This is a genomic window from Streptomyces lasalocidi (genome assembly GCF_005280215.1).
In the GTDB taxonomy this organism is placed as follows: domain Bacteria; phylum Actinomycetota; class Actinomycetes; order Streptomycetales; family Streptomycetaceae; genus Streptomyces; species Streptomyces longwoodensis.
Map to the genome: position 1 here is coordinate 4504120 of NZ_SZNQ01000001.1, position 15007 is coordinate 4519126.

The window sequence follows — 15007 nt, forward strand, 5'->3', positions numbered from 1 at the left end:
ACTCCTTGTGGGGGTGGCTGATGCACTAACCCTAGAGTTGGCGCTAACTGAACGAAAGTACCCACTTTGAAGTAAGGTACTGGCATGGCCGTAAGCAAGCAGGTGAACGCCGCGTCCGACGCCGAGCGCATGTGCCCCCACCGCCTCGTGCTGGAGCACGTCACCAGCCGCTGGGGCGTCCTCGTCCTCCTCGAGCTGCTGGAGCGCCCCTACCGGTTCAGCGAGCTGCGCCGCGCCGTCGGCCGGTACGGCAGGGACGTCAGCGAGAAGATGCTCACCCAGACCCTCCAGACCCTGGAGCGGGACGGCATGGTCCACCGCGACGCCCACCCGGTCATCCCGCCCCGCGTCGACTACTCGCTGACCGGCCTCGGCCGGGAGGCGGCGGAGCAGGTGCGCGCGCTCACCCTGTGGACCGAGGGCCGCCTGGGGCAGGTGGAAGAAGCCCGCCGGGCGTACGACGAGGCCCGGGCACTCAGGTCCCGGGCCTCGTGACACACCGCTGACGCCGACTCAGCCGACGACCGTCCAGGTGTCGCCGCCCGCCAGCAGCGCGGCCAGGTCGCCCTTGCCCTGCTGCTCGATCGCGGTGTCGAGCTGGTCGGACATCAGCGTGTCGTAGACGGGCCGGTCCACCGAGCGGAACACCCCGACGGGGGTGTGGTGCAGCGTGTCCGGGTCGGCCAGCCGGGACAGCGCGAACGCCGTCGTCGGGGAGGCCGCGTGGGCGTCGTGCACCAGGACCTGCTCCTCGTTCTCCGGGGTCACCGCCACCACCTTCAGGTCACCGGTCCGCGCGTCCCGGACGACCCCCTTGGACAGGTCGCTGCCGAAGCGGATCGGCCGGCCGTGTTCCAGGCGGATGACGGCCTCTTCGGCGGACTGCTTGTCCTTCAGGGCGTCGAAGGCGCCGTCGTTGAAGATGTTGCAGTTCTGGTAGATCTCGATGAGTGCGGTGCCGGGGTGGGCGGCGGCCTGGCGCAGGGTTTCGGTGAGGTGCTTGCGGTCGGAGTCGACGGTGCGGGCGACGAAGGACGCCTCGGCGCCGAGGGCGAGGGAGACGGGGTTGAAAGGGGCGTCGAGGGAGCCCATCGGCGTGGACTTGGTGATCTTGCCGACCTCGGACGTGGGGGAGTACTGGCCCTTGGTGAGGCCGTAGATGCGGTTGTTGAAGAGGAGGATCTTGAGGTTGACGTTGCGGCGCAGGGCGTGGATGAGGTGGTTGCCGCCGATGGACAGGGCGTCGCCGTCGCCGGTGACGACCCAGACGCTGAGGTCGCGGCGGGAGGCGGCGAGGCCGGTGGCGATGGCGGGGGCGCGGCCGTGGATGGAGTGCATCCCGTAGGTGTTCATGTAGTACGGGAAGCGGGAGGAGCAGCCGATGCCGGAGACGAAGACGATGTTCTCGCGGGCCAGGCCGAGTTCGGGCATGAAGCCCTGGACGGCGGCGAGGATCGCGTAGTCGCCGCAGCCGGGGCACCAGCGCACTTCCTGGTCGGACTTGAAGTCCTTCATCGACTGCCGGGCCTCCGCCTTCGGCACCAGTGAAAGCGCCTCGATCGTGCCCGTGCCTTCCGTGGTCGTCTCAGTCATCGATGGCCTCCTTCAGCGCCGTGGCGAGCTGTTCCGCCTTGAACGGCATGCCGTTGACCTGGTTGTACGACTGCGCGTCCACGAGGTACCTCGCCCGGATCAGGGTGGCGAGCTGGCCGAGGTTCATCTCGGGGACCACGACCTTGTCGTACCGCTGCAGCACCTCCCCGAGATTGCGCGGGAAGGGGTTGAGGTGGCGCAGGTGGGCCTGCGCGATGGACTCGCCGGCGGTGCGCAGCCGGCGGACCGCCGCGGTGATCGGCCCGTAGGTGGAACCCCAGCCGAGCACCAGGGTGCGGGCGCCGTGCGGGTCGTCCACCTCCACGTCGGGTACGTCGATCCCGTCGATCTTGGCCTGCCGGGTGCGGACCATGAAGTCGTGGTTGGCGGGGTCGTAGGAGATGTTGCCGGTGCCGTCCTGCTTCTCGATGCCGCCGATGCGGTGTTCCAGGCCGGGTGTGCCGGGGACGGCCCAGGGGCGGGCGAGGGTCTGCGGGTCGCGCAGGTAGGGCCAGAAGACCTCGGTGCCGTCGTCCAGGGTGTGGTTCGGGCCTTGCGCGAACTGGACGCGCAGGTCGGGCAGTTCGTCGAGTTCGGGGATGCGCCAGGGCTCGGAGCCGTTGGCGAGGTAGCCGTCGGAGAGCAGGAAGACCGGCGTGCGGTAGGTCAGGGCGATGCGGGCGGCCTCGACGGCGGCGTCGAAGCAGTCGGCCGGGGTCTTCGGGGCGACCACCGGGACCGGGGCCTCGCCGTTGCGGCCGTACATCGCCTGGAGCAGGTCCGCCTGCTCGGTCTTGGTCGGCAGGCCCGTCGAGGGGCCACCGCGCTGGATGTCCACGATCAGCAGCGGCAGCTCCAGCGAGACCGCCAGGCCGATCGTCTCCGACTTCAGTGCCACACCCGGCCCGGAGGTCGTGGTCACGGCGAGCGACCCGCCGAACGCGGCCCCCAGCGCCGCGCCGATACCCGCGATCTCGTCCTCGGCCTGGAACGTGCGCACACCGAAGTTCTTGTGCCGGCTCAGCTCGTGCAGGATGTCCGAGGCCGGGGTGATCGGGTAGGAGCCCAGGAACAGCGGCAGGTCGGCCTGGCGCGAGGCGGTGATCAGCCCGTACGCCAGGGCCAGGTTGCCGGAGATGTTGCGGTAGGTGCCCACCGGGAACGCCTGCGCGGCCGGCGCCACCTCGTAGGAGACGGCGAAGTCCTCCGTCGTCTCACCGAAGTTCCAGCCCGCGCGGAACGCCGCGATGTTCGCCTCGGCGATCTCCGGCTTCTTCGCGAACTTCGTCCGCAGGAACCTCTCCGTGCCCTCGGTCGGCCGGTGGTACATCCACGACAGCAGACCCAGCGCGAACATGTTCTTGCTGCGCTCGGCCTCCTTGCGGCTGAGGTCGAAGTCCTTCAGGGCCTCCACGGTCAGCGTGGTCAGCGGCACCGGGTGCAGGTGGTAGCCGTCGAGCGAGCCGTCCTCCAGGGGCGAGGCCGCGTAGCCGACCTTCTGCATCGCCCGCTTGGTGAACTCGTCCGTGTTGACGATGATCTCGGCGCCGCGCGGCACGTCGGCGATGTTCGCCTTCAGCGCGGCGGGGTTCATGGCGACCAGGACGTTCGGCGCGTCCCCGGGGGTGAGGATGTCGTGGTCGGCGAAGTGCAGCTGGAAGGACGAGACGCCGGGGAGGGTGCCGGCGGGGGCGCGGATCTCGGCGGGGAAGTTGGGGAGTGTGGACAGATCGTTCCCGAAGGAGGCCGTCTCCGACGTGAAACGGTCACCGGTGAGCTGCATGCCGTCACCGGAGTCGCCCGCGAACCTGATGATCACCCGGTCGAGGCGACGGACGTCCTTGGTCCCGGCCGGTTTGCGCTGCTCTCCTACGACGGTTCCGTCGGCCTGCTCCGCTGGGCTGCTGACCTGACTGGTCACTGAACTGGACCTCCCTCGAGGCGGCTGTCGGGGAGCGGCCTTCCCGAAGGCCGTCCCACGTTCAACCCTACGTCGGTAAGGGTCGCCTTCCCGGGCCATTCGCCCCTACCGACACCCCTACGTCTCACCTTCCGGTCACCGGTTCGTCCCGGGCCTCAGGAGTTGAGGTAGGTCAGCACGGCCAGCACCCGGCGGTGGTCGCCCTCGCTCGGGGACAGCCCCAGCTTGAGGAAGATGTTGCTGACGTGCTTCTCCACGGCTCCGTCGCTCACCACGAGCTGCTTGGCGATCGCCGAGTTGGTGCGCCCCTCGGCCATCAGCCCCAGCACCTCGCGCTCCCGCGGGGTCAGTCCCGCGAGCACGTCCTGCTTGCGGCTGCGCCCGAGCAGCTGGGCGACCACCTCCGGGTCCAGCGCCGTACCGCCCTCCGCCACGCGCACGACCGCGTCGACGAACTCGCGCACCTCGGCCACCCGGTCCTTCAGCAGGTAGCCGACGCCCCGGCTGGAACCGGCGAGCAGCTCGGTGGCGTACCGCTCCTCCACGTACTGCGACAGCACCAGCACCCCGAGCCCGGGATGCGTCCGCCGCAGCTGTACGGCGGCCCGTACGCCCTCGTCGGTGTGCGTGGGCGGCATGCGCACGTCGGCCACGACGACGTCGGGCAGCGCCTGCTCGGCGTGCAGCTCGGTGATCGTCTTCACCAGCGCCTCGGCGTCCCCGACCCCGGCGACGACCTCGTGCCCGCGGTCGGTGAGCAGCCGCGTCAGCCCTTCGCGCAACAACACCGAGTCCTCGGCGATGACGACCCGCACCCTGTCCTCCACGATCTGTGTCCCCCCGCACCGGCGTCCCCACCGGGCCGACTCCATCACGCGACCCGCCCGGGGTGGACCCAGCATCCCAGCAAACGGGCCCGGACAGAAAGGAGAACCGGCGGGGGCGGGGTGGTCGGGGGACGCGGGTGGGGGTGGGTCAGGGGCGCGGGTGAGGGGCGGTCCGGGGGACACCCGCCCCCGGACCGCCCCTCACCCACCCGACGACGTCCATCCCGCGGTGCTCACGCCGCAACGTCGTCCGGCGACGCTCACCTCGTCAGGCTCACCTACCCCGTCAGGCTCACCTTGCGCCGTCTCACCCCACCGTCCCCCGCCACGGCAGTTCCGCCGTCACGCGCGTGGGGCCGCCCGCCGGTGAGTCCACCACCAGGATCCCGTCCACCGCGTCCAGCCGGCCGGCCAGCCCCGCCAGACCGGAGCCCTTGGCCGCGTCGGCCCCGCCGGCGCCGTCGTCGACGACCTGCACCATCAGCCGGTCGCCGGCCCGCCACACCTCCACCGACGCCCCCCGGGCGCCACTGTGCTTGCTGACGTTCTGCAGGAGCTCCGACACCGTGAAGTACGCGATCCCCTCGATGGCCGGCGCCGGCCGCTCCGCCAGGTCCACCTCCACCCGCACCGGCACCGTGCAGCGCGAGGCGACCGACGACAGCGCCGCGTCCAGCCCGCGGTCGGTGAGGACGGCGGGGTGGATGCCGCGGGCCAGGTCGCGCAGCTCCTGGAGGGCCGTCTTCACCTCACCGTGCGCCTCGTCCACCATCCGCGCGGCCTCCTGCGGGTCCTCCCGCAGCTTCTCCTTCGCGAGCCCCAGGTCCATGGCGAGGTTCACCAGCCGGGCCTGCGCGCCGTCGTGCAGGTCGCGCTCGATGCGCCGCAGGTCGGCCGCCGCGGTGTCCACCACGACCCCCCGGTCCGACTCCAGCTCCACCACCCGCGACACCAGCTTCGACGGGCCGAGCAGCCCGTGCACCATCAGCCGGTCCACCGTGGTCAGCGCCCGCACGATCCACGGCGTGGCCAGCGTGAACAGCAGGCCCACCGCCGCCGTCACCGCGATCTCGAACGGGTTGTCCAGGTACACGCTGTGCTGCTCGTCCCCGTACAGCTGCAGCCCGCCCTGCCCGCCGTACATCGGGAACACCCAGAACCACAGCGGGTACGTCAGCAGCGCCCACCCGTACACCCAGAAGTTGACCGCCACCACGAACGAGAACGTCGACCAGGGCAGCTGCAGCACCGAGTACAGCAGGTGCCGCCAGGACGTCCCGCTCTTCAGCACCGCCCCCATCCACGCGAACATCCCCCGCCCGCGCGGCCGCAACGGCTCCGGCTCGGCCACCTCCAGCCGCAGCAGCCCCCGCGCCCGCGCCCGCTCCAGCGTCCCGAAGCCCCGGCAGCCGGCCAGCGCCGCCGCGAGCACCGGCACGCCGAGGAACGTCACCAGCAGCCCCGCGCCCAGCGCCACCATCGTCACGGCGTACGTGAACAGCACGATGCTGATCGGCAGGCTGGTCAGCACGTACGCGAACTCGCGCCAGCTGCGCCCCTCGAAGGGCGCCCGCAGCCCGGCGGGCAGCAGGTGGCCCCGCTCGCGTCCCCGCTCGTCCGCGGGTTCGCGCGCCGGCCCGTAGTGCTCGGCGTACCGTCCGTACTCCGTGGTCATCGGCGTGGTCCGTTTCTGCTCGTCTGCCGCTTGCGGTCGTGCCGCTGGTCTGCCGTTCGTCCGCCGTGTGTCGGTCGTGCCGCTCGTCTGCCGTGTGTCGGTCGTCCTGGGGCTGCCCGTCCGGGTGGCCTCGTACCTCCACCCTCCTCGACCCGCGCCCCGCGGACCATGCGGTCCGTCGGCGTCTTGCCCCGGGGGTTTTCCCCACCCCGCGGCCACGGCCGTCCCGCCGGGACCCCGGTCGGGGGCGCGGCGCGCGGCCCCCGTTCAGAACTGCTCGGTGCGGTCCCGCCAGGGCAGCTCGGCCGTCACCGTCGTGGGGCCGCCGGGCGGGGAGTCCACGACGAACAGGCCGTCGACCGCGTCGAGGCGTTCCGCGAGCCCGCGCATGCCGCTGCCGGCGTCGAGGCTCGCCCCGCCGTGGCCGTCGTCCCAGACCTGGACGAGCAGCCGGTCGTCCGAGCGCCACACCTCCACGCTCGCCTGCCGCGCCCCGCTGTGCTTGCTGATGTTCTGCAGCAGCTCCGAGACGGTGAAGTAGGCGATGCCCTCGATGGCCGCGGCCGGCCGCGACGGCAGATCGGCCGTCACCTTCACCGGCACCGTGCAGCGCGAGGCGACCGACGACAGCGCCGCGTCCAGCCCGCGGTCGGTGAGGACGGCGGGGTGGATGCCACGGGCCAGGTCGCGCAGCTCCTGCAGCGCGAGCTTCACCTCGCCGTGCGCCTCGTCGACCATGGCGGCCACCTGGTCGTCCGCCTGTCCCTCGAGCAGCTTCTCCTTGGCCAGGCCCAGCCCCATCGCGAGGTTCACCAGCCGGGCCTGCGCGCCGTCGTGCAGGTCCCGTTCGATGCGCCGCAGGTCGGCCGCCGCGGTGTCCACCACGACCCCCCGGTCCGACTCCAGTTCCGCGATGCGGCGCTCCAGCTCGTCGGAGGGGGACAGCAGCGCCCGCACCATCGCCCGGTCGGCGTTGGTCAGCCCGCGCGCCAGGAACGGCAGCACCGGCCACAGCACGAACAACGAGGTCAGCGTCACCGTGAAGGTGAGGATGCCCCACGGCAGCCGGATCAGGTCGTACAGGATCGTCCGCCAGCCCACCGGGTCCTTCAGGACCAGCCACATCCCCTGCAGACCGCCCGCCCGACGCAGCGGCAACGGGCTCGGCTCCTCGATCCGCACCCCCAGCAGCGCCCTGGCCCGCGCCCGCTCGGCCCGCCCCAGCAGCCGCGCGCCCATCAGGCCGAGCGCCAGCAGCGGCAGACCGATCACGGTCAGGCTCAGCATGGCGCCCGTGAAGGTCACCGTCATCACGTAGACGAACCCGGCCAGCGACAGCGGCAGGTTCGCCAGCAGATGGGCGATCTCCTTCCAGGTCTGCGCGTCGTAGGCGAGGCGGGGCGGGGGCAGCGGAGCGTCGGCGCCGGGCGCGGCGCCCCGCTGCGGGGCGAGGGCCGGTGCGGGTGCGGGTGCGGTCATATGCGTTAGCGTGCCGCGCCCCGGAGCCACGCGCCATGGAGTTCGCCGCCCGGGCGGACGGGGGAAAACCCCACCCCCGCACCTCGAGGTGCGACGGGCTGCTTACGGTCCCTTTAGCAGGCCCTAGACTCGCGTGCGTACGGATCGTCGAACGTGTCGAGGGCAGGGAGCGAGGGGCGGACGTTGCGGGAGACGCTGCGGGAGCCGACCGTCGTCGCGGCGGGCTACTTCGAGTCGTACTCGGTCGTCGGCCTGCTGGCCGTCGTGGGCGTGCTGTTCGTCGCGGTCGCCTTCGGCGCCGGACGCCTGCTGCGTCCGGTGGTGCCCACCCCCGAGAAACTCCTCACCTACGAGTGCGGCGTCGACCCCGTCGGCGAGGGCTGGGCCCACACCCAGGTCCGCTACTACGTCTACGCCTTCCTCTACGTCATCTTCGCGGTCGACTCGATCTTCCTCTTCCCGTGGGCGACGGTGTTCGCCGCGCCCGGCTACGGCGCGGCCACGCTGGTGGAGATGTTCATCTTCCTGGGCTTCCTCACCGTGGGCCTGCTGTACGCATACAAGAAGGGTGTCCTGGCATGGACGTGAACCCGTCCGCCGACGCGCGCCCGGCCGCCACCCGGCCGGAGACCGCGCCGGGACCGCACCCCGCACCCGAGCCGGTGATGCTGCCGGAGCCGAAGCGGCTCGGCTCGCTCGCCCGCCTCGCCCCCGAGCCCATGAAGGTGGTCCTCAACTGGGGCCGCCGCTACTCGCTCTGGGTCTTCAACTTCGGCCTGGCCTGCTGCGCCATCGAGTTCATCGCCGCGTCCATGGCCCGCCACGACTTCATCCGCCTCGGCGTGATCCCGTTCGCGCCGGGCCCACGCCAGGCCGACCTGATGGTCGTCTCCGGCACGGTCACCGACAAGATGGCCCCCGCCGTCAAACGCCTGTACGAGCAGATGCCCGAGCCGAAGTACGTCATCTCCTTCGGCGCGTGCAGCAACTGCGGCGGCCCCTACTGGGACTCCTACGCCGTGACCAAGGGCGTCGACCAGATCATCCCGGTCGACGTCTACGTCCCCGGCTGCCCGCCGCGCCCCGAGGCCCTGCTCCAGGGCATCCTCAAGCTCCAGGAGAAGATCGCGCGCGAGTCCCTGGGCGAGCGCTACGGCACCCCCGCCCGCCCCTCCGTCGCCGCCCTCCAGTCCGACCTGGTCGTGCCGCCCGCTCCCGGGAACAGCGCGGGGGAGGCCCGATGACCACCGTCGGCTGGCTGCCGGCCCCCGCCGAGGAGCTCTTCGGCCCCGACGCCACGGCCGAGGAGTCCTACGCCGTCCTCACCGTCGACGTTCCGCCCACCGCCTGGCTCGACGCCCTGCGCACCGCCCGCTCCGAGCTGACCTGCACCTACTTCGACTGGCTCAGCGCCGTCGACGAACCCGGCGTCGGCTTCCGCGTCTGCGCCCACCTCGCCTCTCTCACTCCGCTGCGACGCCTGCTGCTGCGCACCACCGTCCCGCACGCCACGCCGGCCCTGCCGTCCGCCGTGGAGATCTACTCCGGCGCCGCCTGGCACGAGCGCGAGACCCACGAGATGTTCGGCGTCGACTTCACCGGCCACCCTGGCCTCGACCACCTCCTCCTCCCGGAGAATTTCGAGGGCCACCCCCTGCGCAAGGACTTCGTCCTCGCCGCCCGCGTCGCCAAGGCCTGGCCCGGCGCCAAGGAACCCGGCGAGTCCGACCACGGCGGCCCCAAGCGCCGCCAGATGCTCCCCCCGGGCGTCCCCGACCCCAACGAGTGGGGCCCCCTGAAGGGCCAGCTCCCCCCGGCCCCCGCCCGCCCCACCCGCACCGCACCCCGCCCCACCACGGACCGCCCACCCCGCCGCACCCGCACGACAGCGGAGGGCTCAGCGAGCCAGTCGACGCCCGCGGCGGACGCGAGCGCGGGCGCGGGCGCGGATACGAGTTCGGGCGTGGGCGCGGGCGCAGGGACGGGTGCCGGTACGACGCCTGCCCCCGCGCCGAGGCGCAGCCGCACCGCGGCGCAGGGCTCGGCGAGCCAGGCTGCCCCCGCCCCCTCCGACGAGGCCACCGGCGCGGAGGCGCCTCCGACCGCCCCGTCCGGACCTCGCCGTGCCCGCAGCGCGTCCCAGGGCTCCGCTTCCCAGCGTGCCCAGGACGGCCCGGCGACCCCCGGCGCGTCCCCGCCCCGCCCGGCGACGCCCCCGCGCAGCGCCGACGCCCCGTGGCACCACGCCCGCCCGGCCTTCGACGAGCCCGAGCCTGAGGCCGGGGCCGGGGCCGGGGCCGGGGCCCAACCGGCAGGGCTGCCCGGACCGGAAGCTCAACCGGGACCCGAGGCCCAGCCCGGACCTGAGGTTCAGCCCGGACCTGAGGTTCAGCCCGGACCTGAGGTTCAGCCCGGACCTGAGGCCCAGCCCGGACCTGAGGCCCAGCCCGGACCTGAGGCTCAGCCCGACGCAGCGTCGGAGCCGACCTCCGCACCGGAGATGACGCCCGCCCCCGAACCCCCGGCGAGCGAAGCCCCCGAACGGGAAGACGCGCCCGGCACCCCCCACGCGCCCGACCCTTCCCCGGCCCGCAAAGCCCCCCGCGCTCCCCAGACCCCCGAGGACCCCCCAGGAGGCCCGCAGTGAACGACGCTCTCGACGTCGCCCTGCGACTCCTGATCGTCTTCGTCGTCTTCCTCACCTTCCCCCTGATCGTCGGTCAGACCGAGCACAAGGTGATGGCCCACATGCAGGGCCGCCTCGGCCCGATGTACGCCGGCGGCTTCCACGGCTGGGCCCAGCTCATCGCCGACGGCGTGAAGTTCGCGCAGAAGGAGGACGTCGTTCCGGCGGGTGCGGACCGCCGCATCTTCCAGCTGGCCCCCGCCGTGGCGCTGTTGCCGTACCTGCTCGTGCTGCTCGCCATCCCCATCGGCCCCGGCGAGGGCGCCGTCGGCCAGGTGCTGGACGCGGGTGTGTTCTTCGTCCTGGCCGTGATGGGCGTGGGCGTCCTCGGCTCACTGATGGCTGGCTGGGCCTCCGCCAACAAGTTCTCCCTCCTCGGCGGCCTGCGCACCGCCGCTCAGCTCCTGTCCTACGAACTCCCGATGCTGCTCGCCGCCGCCTCCGTGGCGATGGCCGCCGGCACGGTCTCCTTGCCCGGCATCGTCGACGCCTTCGAGTGGTGGTGGCTGCCGTGGCAGATCACCGGTGCCCTCGTCTTCTTCATCGCCGGCCTCGCCGAGCTCCAGCGGCCGCCGTTCGACATGCCCGTCGCCGACTCGGAGATCATCTTCGGCGCCTACACCGAGTACACGGGCCTGCGCTTCGCTCTGTTCCTCCTCGCCGAGTACGCCGGGATCGTCGTCCTGTGCGGCCTGACCACCGTCCTCTTCCTGGGCGGCTGGCACGGCCCCTGGGGTGCCGACGGCCTCGGCTGGGTCTGGACCCTGCTGAAGACCGCGATCCTCGCCTTCGTCGTGATCTGGCTGCGCGTCACCTACCCCCGCCTGCGCGAGGACCAGCTCCAGAAGTTCTCCTGGACCCTCCTCGTCCCCCTCTCCCTCGCTCAGATCGCCCTCACCGGCATCGTCAAGGTGGTGATCTCCTAAATGGCCCCCATCCCTGGCTCCGGCCTCGCCAAGGGCCTGGCCGTCACCCTCCGCACGATGACCAGGAAGACGGTCACCGAGCAGTACCCGGACGCCCAGCCCGACCTCGCGCCCCGCACCCGCGGGGTGATCGGCCTGTTCGAGGAGAACTGCACGGTCTGCATGCTGTGCGCCCGTGAGTGCCCCGACTGGTGCATCTACATCGACTCCCACAAGGAGACGGTCCCGGCGGCGACCCCCGGTGGCCGCGAGCGCAGCCGCAACGTCCTCGACCGCTTCGCCATCGACTTCTCCCTGTGCATGTACTGCGGTATCTGCATCGAGGTCTGTCCTTTCGACGCCCTGTTCTGGTCCCCGGAGTTCGAGTACGCCGAGACCGACATCCGCGACCTCACCCACGAGCGCGACAAGCTGCGCGAGTGGATGTGGACCGTCCCGGCCCCGCCGGCCCTCGACCCGGGTGCCGAGGAACCGAAGGAGATCGCCGCCGCCCGCAAGAGCGCCGAGAAGCTCGCGGCCCAGCAGACCCCGCCGGTCACCGAACCCCACGCCGACGAGCAGGTTCGCGCCGCCGAGGGCCCCACCCGAGCCCAGGGCGACTCGCAGCAGCAGACCGACCAGCCTCGCCCGTCCAGCCCGTCCAGCCCGTCCAGCCCGTCCAGCCCGTCCAGCCCGTCCAGCCCGTCCAGCCCATCCAGCCCGTCCAGCCGGCCCACGAGCCTGCCTTCGGACCGGCCCGCCGCGGGCGACCGGTCGCAGCCGGACCCGTCCGCCTCCGCCCGGCCCGGCACTGAGCCCCAGCCGAAGCAGGAGGGGCAGGAATGACCCACGCCTTCGCCACGGCCGTGACGGCCCACCCCGGTCCGAGCGGTGTGCCCCTGGCCGCCGCCGCACACGGCTTCCTCTCGCCGACCGGCGTGGAGATCGCCTTCCTCCTCGTCGGCCTGCTCACCTTCGGCGCCGCCCTCGTCACCGTCACCACCCGGCAGCTGGTGCACGCCGCCCTCTGGCTGGTGGTCGCACTCGGTGGGCTCGCCGTCGAGTACCTCCTGCTCACCGCCGAGTTCATCGCCTGGGTGCAGGTCCTCATCTACGTGGGCTCCGTCGTCGTCCTCCTCCTTTTCGGTCTGATGCTCACCAGGGCCCCCATCGGCCGCTCCCCGGACGCCGACTCCGCCAACCGCTGGGCTGCCCTCACGGTCGCCGTCGCCGCGGCGGCCGCGCTGATCTGGGTGGTCGTCGACGCCTTCCGCACCACCTGGATCGACCTGGACGGTCCGGCCGCCGGCTCCACGGCGGTCACCGGAGCGAGCCTCTTCCAGCACTGGGTCCTGCCCTTCGAGGCCCTCTCCGTCCTCCTCCTCGCGGCCCTGGTCGGCGCGATCGTCCTGTCCCGCAAGGCCAGGGCGGAGAAGAGCTCTCCCCCTGTGAACTCCCGGGACTCGTCCGGCGGTTCCCCTGCCGTCCCGGAATCCCGGAATCACCCGTCCGGGGGACACCGCCCCACCGAGCAGGAAGGCGCCCGCTGATGCACCTCGCCTATCCCGCCGTCCTGTCCGCCCTCCTCTTCTGCACCGGCGTGTACGGCGTCCTCGCCCGCCGCAACGCGATCCTGGTCCTGATGTCGGTCGAGCTGATGCTCAACGCCGTCAACCTCAACCTGGTCGCCTTCGACGTCTGGCTCAGCCGTACCGCCGAGGAGACTCTGCACTCCGGTCAGGCCCTGACCCTGTTCACCATCGCCATCGCCGCCGCCGAGATCGGCATCGGCCTGGCGATCGTCCTCGCCGTGTACCGCAACCGCGGCACCTCGGACATCGACAAGCTCCGCGACACCGCCGAAGGGCACGGGAGCGGCACCGACGGCGACGCCCCCGCGGCGGAGAAGGCTGAGGCCACCGCGTGACCACGACCACCCTCGCCGTCCTCGTCCCCCTCCTGCCGTTCCTCGGTGCCGTCGCCGGCCTGCTGCTGGGCCGCACCGCACCCGGCTTCGTGCGCCCGCTCGCCGTCCTGCCGACGCTCACCGCCTTCGTCCTGGCCGTGCTGGTCGCCGTGCGCCAGGGCGGGGACGCCGCCATCGACGCGGCCACCGAACTCACCCCCACCGGCTCCGTCCCGGTGTACCTCGCCCTGCACATCGACGGCTTCGCCGCCCTGGTCGCCGTCCTCGTCGGCCTGGTCGCCTCCTGCGTGCAGATCTACTCCACGGGCTACCTGCGCGACGACCCCCGTTACCCGTCGTACGCCGCCCTCGTGTCGCTGTTCACCTCCGCGATGCTGCTCGTCGTCTACTCCGGCGACCTGATCGTGCTGCTGGTCGGCTGGGAGGTCATGGGCATCTGCTCGTACTTCCTGGTCGGCCACTACTGGGAGACCCCCGAGGCGCGCGCCGCCTCCCTCAAGGCCTTCCTGGTCACCAAGCTCGGCGACGTTCCCTTCCTGATCGGCCTGTTCGCCCTCGCCACCGACGCCGGGTCGTTCCGCATCACCCGGGTCCTCGACACCGTCGCGCACGGCGGTCTCGACCACCCGACGGTGATCGCACTGCTGCTCCTGGCCGGTGTGGCGGGCAAGTCGGCGCAGTTCCCGCTGCACACCTGGCTCCCCGACGCGATGGCGGGCCCCACTCCCGTCTCCGCGCTCATCCACGCCGCCACGATGGTCGCCGCCGGTGTCTACTTCATCGCCCGGCTCCTCCCCGTGTTCGAGGCGTCCGCCGCCGCGATGGTCGTCATGGCCGTCATGGCCGCTATCACGATGACCGGGTCCGGGCTCGCCGCGCTGGCCCAGGACGACATCAAGCGCGTCCTCGCGTACTCGACGATCGGCCAGCTCGGCTACATGACCGGTGCCCTCGCCGTCGGCGACCGCGGCGCCGCCGTCTTCCACCTCCTGTCCCACGGCGCCTTCAAGGCGCTGCTGTTCCTCGCGGCCGGCATGGTCATCCACGCCGCCGGCACCAACTCGCTCGCCGCCATGTCCCGCATGAGCGGCCTGCGGGACCGCGTCCCGGACGCCTACTGGACGATGACCGTGGCGCTCCTGGCGCTCGCTGCGATCCCGCCGTTCAGCGGCTTCTTCTCCAAGGAGTCCGTCCTCGGCGCCGCCGAGCACGTCACGGCCGGTCCCACCGGGCACGTGCCCGCCGCGACGGGCTGGATCGTCCTCGTCGCCGGTCTCCTCACCGCCTTCCTGACCGCCGCCTACGCGACACGCCTGTGGCTGCTGGCGTTCCGCGGCCACGGGGCGCAGGCCCCCGACCACGGCCGCCAGCCGCTGACGATGACCGTCGTGCTGTGGGTGCTCGCCGTGCCGTCCCTCGCCCTGGGCGGCCTCGCCTACCGCACGCTCCCCGACTGGTTCGACGGCAACGACCTCGCCCCGACCCTGACCACGTCCGTGCTCGGCACCGGGGTCGCCCTGATCGGCGGCCTCGTCACCTACGCGGCCTGGCGGCACCTCACCGGGCTCGCTGCACGCGTGCCGCTCGGAGCGGTCGCCGCCCACCCCGGGGGCGACGCCGGCCAGGTCGAGGCCGAGGCGATCGCCACCCACGCGCCCGCGTACGGCGACGTGGCCTCGGCGCCCGACCCCGCCGACCCCGGACGGCTGCTGCTCGGCCCGCTGCACCGGCACGCGGCCGTCGGCTTCCACCTGGACGCCGTCTACACGGCGCTCTTCGTGCGGCCGGTGCTGGCCGGTGCCTCGCTGGTGCGGTTCCTGGACCGCGAGGTCGTCGAGACCTACGTACGCGGTGCGGGCGTCCTACCCCGCTGGTTGGGCGCCGCCGTACGGCGCGCCCAGACCGGCAACGTGCAGACCTATGTGAGCGCGCTGCTCGCCGGCACCGTCGTCCTCGCAGTCGCCGCCGTCCTCGTCGCCACGGGAGCGTGAGCA

14 protein-coding genes are annotated in these 15007 nt (G+C 72.4%); 9 read left to right on the forward strand and 5 right to left on the reverse strand.

The features are described from left to right. Nucleotides 1-84 precede the first annotated feature (84 nt). Entirely contained in the window at nucleotides 85-495 is a 411-nt protein-coding gene (locus tag E4U91_RS20330) for a winged helix-turn-helix transcriptional regulator (RefSeq protein ID WP_137308182.1), read from the forward strand. 18 nt (nucleotides 496-513) lie between these two features. Here E4U91_RS20330 and E4U91_RS20335 read toward each other — a convergent pair whose 3' ends face one another. The 5 genes from E4U91_RS20335 to E4U91_RS20355 all read right to left on the reverse strand — a co-directional run bounded on the left by E4U91_RS20335 (nucleotide 514) and on the right by E4U91_RS20355 (nucleotide 7495). Continuing rightward, on the reverse strand, nucleotides 514-1593 hold the full coding sequence (locus tag E4U91_RS20335) for a 2-oxoacid:ferredoxin oxidoreductase subunit beta (protein WP_137308183.1): 1080 nt from the start codon (nucleotides 1591-1593) through the stop codon (nucleotides 514-516). Beyond that, on the reverse strand, nucleotides 1586-3514 hold the full coding sequence (locus tag E4U91_RS20340) for a 2-oxoacid:acceptor oxidoreductase subunit alpha (RefSeq protein WP_137308184.1): 1929 nt from the start codon (nucleotides 3512-3514) through the stop codon (nucleotides 1586-1588). The genes E4U91_RS20335 and E4U91_RS20340 overlap by 8 nt, the downstream gene beginning before the upstream one ends. Before the next feature lie 155 nt (nucleotides 3515-3669). Then, entirely contained in the window at nucleotides 3670-4341 is a 672-nt protein-coding gene (locus E4U91_RS20345) for a response regulator transcription factor (RefSeq protein ID WP_067240461.1), read from the reverse strand. A gap of 307 nt (nucleotides 4342-4648) precedes the next feature. Further along, nucleotides 4649-6016 (reverse strand): sensor histidine kinase, encoded by a 1368-nt coding sequence (locus tag E4U91_RS20350; RefSeq protein ID WP_137308185.1) that lies wholly within the window; start codon nucleotides 6014-6016, stop codon nucleotides 4649-4651. A gap of 267 nt (nucleotides 6017-6283) precedes the next feature. Continuing rightward, nucleotides 6284-7495 (reverse strand): sensor histidine kinase, encoded by a 1212-nt coding sequence (locus tag E4U91_RS20355; RefSeq protein ID WP_137308186.1) that lies wholly within the window; start codon nucleotides 7493-7495, stop codon nucleotides 6284-6286. Between the two features lie 195 nt (nucleotides 7496-7690). On the opposite strand from E4U91_RS20355, the gene E4U91_RS20360 reads away from it, so the two are divergent. From E4U91_RS20360 to E4U91_RS20395, 8 genes are read left to right on the forward strand one after another with little or no spacing between them, the layout of a single operon-like run. Further along, a complete protein-coding gene (locus E4U91_RS20360; protein ID WP_079084420.1) occupies nucleotides 7691-8083 on the forward strand; it encodes an NADH-quinone oxidoreductase subunit A in 393 nt (130 codons plus the stop codon). Next, nucleotides 8074-8739, forward strand: coding sequence for an NADH-quinone oxidoreductase subunit B (locus E4U91_RS20365; RefSeq protein ID WP_422070907.1), 666 nt, complete (start codon nucleotides 8074-8076; stop codon nucleotides 8737-8739). The genes E4U91_RS20360 and E4U91_RS20365 overlap by 10 nt, the downstream gene beginning before the upstream one ends. Next, nucleotides 8736-10142: an NADH-quinone oxidoreductase subunit C gene (locus E4U91_RS20370; protein ID WP_137308187.1), complete on the forward strand. Its 1407-nt coding sequence runs from the start codon at nucleotides 8736-8738 to the stop codon at nucleotides 10140-10142. The genes E4U91_RS20365 and E4U91_RS20370 overlap by 4 nt, the downstream gene beginning before the upstream one ends. After that, entirely contained in the window at nucleotides 10139-11107 is a 969-nt protein-coding gene (locus tag E4U91_RS20375) for a complex I subunit 1/NuoH family protein (protein WP_067240449.1), read from the forward strand. The genes E4U91_RS20370 and E4U91_RS20375 overlap by 4 nt, the downstream gene beginning before the upstream one ends. Then, nucleotides 11108-11932, forward strand: coding sequence for a NuoI/complex I 23 kDa subunit family protein (locus E4U91_RS20380; protein WP_137308188.1), 825 nt, complete (start codon nucleotides 11108-11110; stop codon nucleotides 11930-11932). Further along, a complete protein-coding gene (locus tag E4U91_RS20385) occupies nucleotides 11929-12636 on the forward strand; it encodes an NADH-quinone oxidoreductase subunit J family protein (RefSeq protein ID WP_137308189.1) in 708 nt (235 codons plus the stop codon). Before E4U91_RS20380 ends, E4U91_RS20385 begins: the two co-directional genes overlap by 4 nt. After that, nucleotides 12636-13013: an NADH-quinone oxidoreductase subunit NuoK gene (gene nuoK, locus E4U91_RS20390; RefSeq protein ID WP_067240444.1), complete on the forward strand. Its 378-nt coding sequence runs from the start codon at nucleotides 12636-12638 to the stop codon at nucleotides 13011-13013. The genes E4U91_RS20385 and nuoK overlap by 1 nt, the downstream gene beginning before the upstream one ends. After that, nucleotides 13010-15004: an NADH-quinone oxidoreductase subunit 5 family protein gene (locus E4U91_RS20395; protein WP_137308190.1), complete on the forward strand. Its 1995-nt coding sequence runs from the start codon at nucleotides 13010-13012 to the stop codon at nucleotides 15002-15004. The genes nuoK and E4U91_RS20395 overlap by 4 nt, the downstream gene beginning before the upstream one ends. Nucleotides 15005-15007: the final 3 nt, after the last annotated feature.

What these genes read in the sequence shown, in the direction of transcription:
- E4U91_RS20330 (WP_137308182.1), top strand. Translation starts at nt 85, where the DNA reads ATGGCCGTAAGCAAGCAGGTGAACGCCGCGTCCGACGCCGAGCGCATG.
- E4U91_RS20335 (WP_137308183.1), bottom strand. Translation starts at nt 1,593, where the DNA reads ATGACTGAGACGACCACGGAAGGCACGGGCACGATCGAGGCGCTTTCA.
- E4U91_RS20350 (WP_137308185.1), bottom strand. Translation starts at nt 6,016, where the DNA reads ATGACCACGGAGTACGGACGGTACGCCGAGCACTACGGGCCGGCGCGC.
- E4U91_RS20355 (WP_137308186.1), bottom strand. Translation starts at nt 7,495, where the DNA reads ATGACCGCACCCGCACCCGCACCGGCCCTCGCCCCGCAGCGGGGCGCC.
- E4U91_RS20365 (WP_422070907.1), top strand. Translation starts at nt 8,074, where the DNA reads ATGGACGTGAACCCGTCCGCCGACGCGCGCCCGGCCGCCACCCGGCCG.
- E4U91_RS20370 (WP_137308187.1), top strand. Translation starts at nt 8,736, where the DNA reads ATGACCACCGTCGGCTGGCTGCCGGCCCCCGCCGAGGAGCTCTTCGGC.
- E4U91_RS20380 (WP_137308188.1), top strand. Translation starts at nt 11,108, where the DNA reads ATGGCCCCCATCCCTGGCTCCGGCCTCGCCAAGGGCCTGGCCGTCACC.
- E4U91_RS20385 (WP_137308189.1), top strand. Translation starts at nt 11,929, where the DNA reads ATGACCCACGCCTTCGCCACGGCCGTGACGGCCCACCCCGGTCCGAGC.
- nuoK (WP_067240444.1), top strand. Translation starts at nt 12,636, where the DNA reads ATGCACCTCGCCTATCCCGCCGTCCTGTCCGCCCTCCTCTTCTGCACC.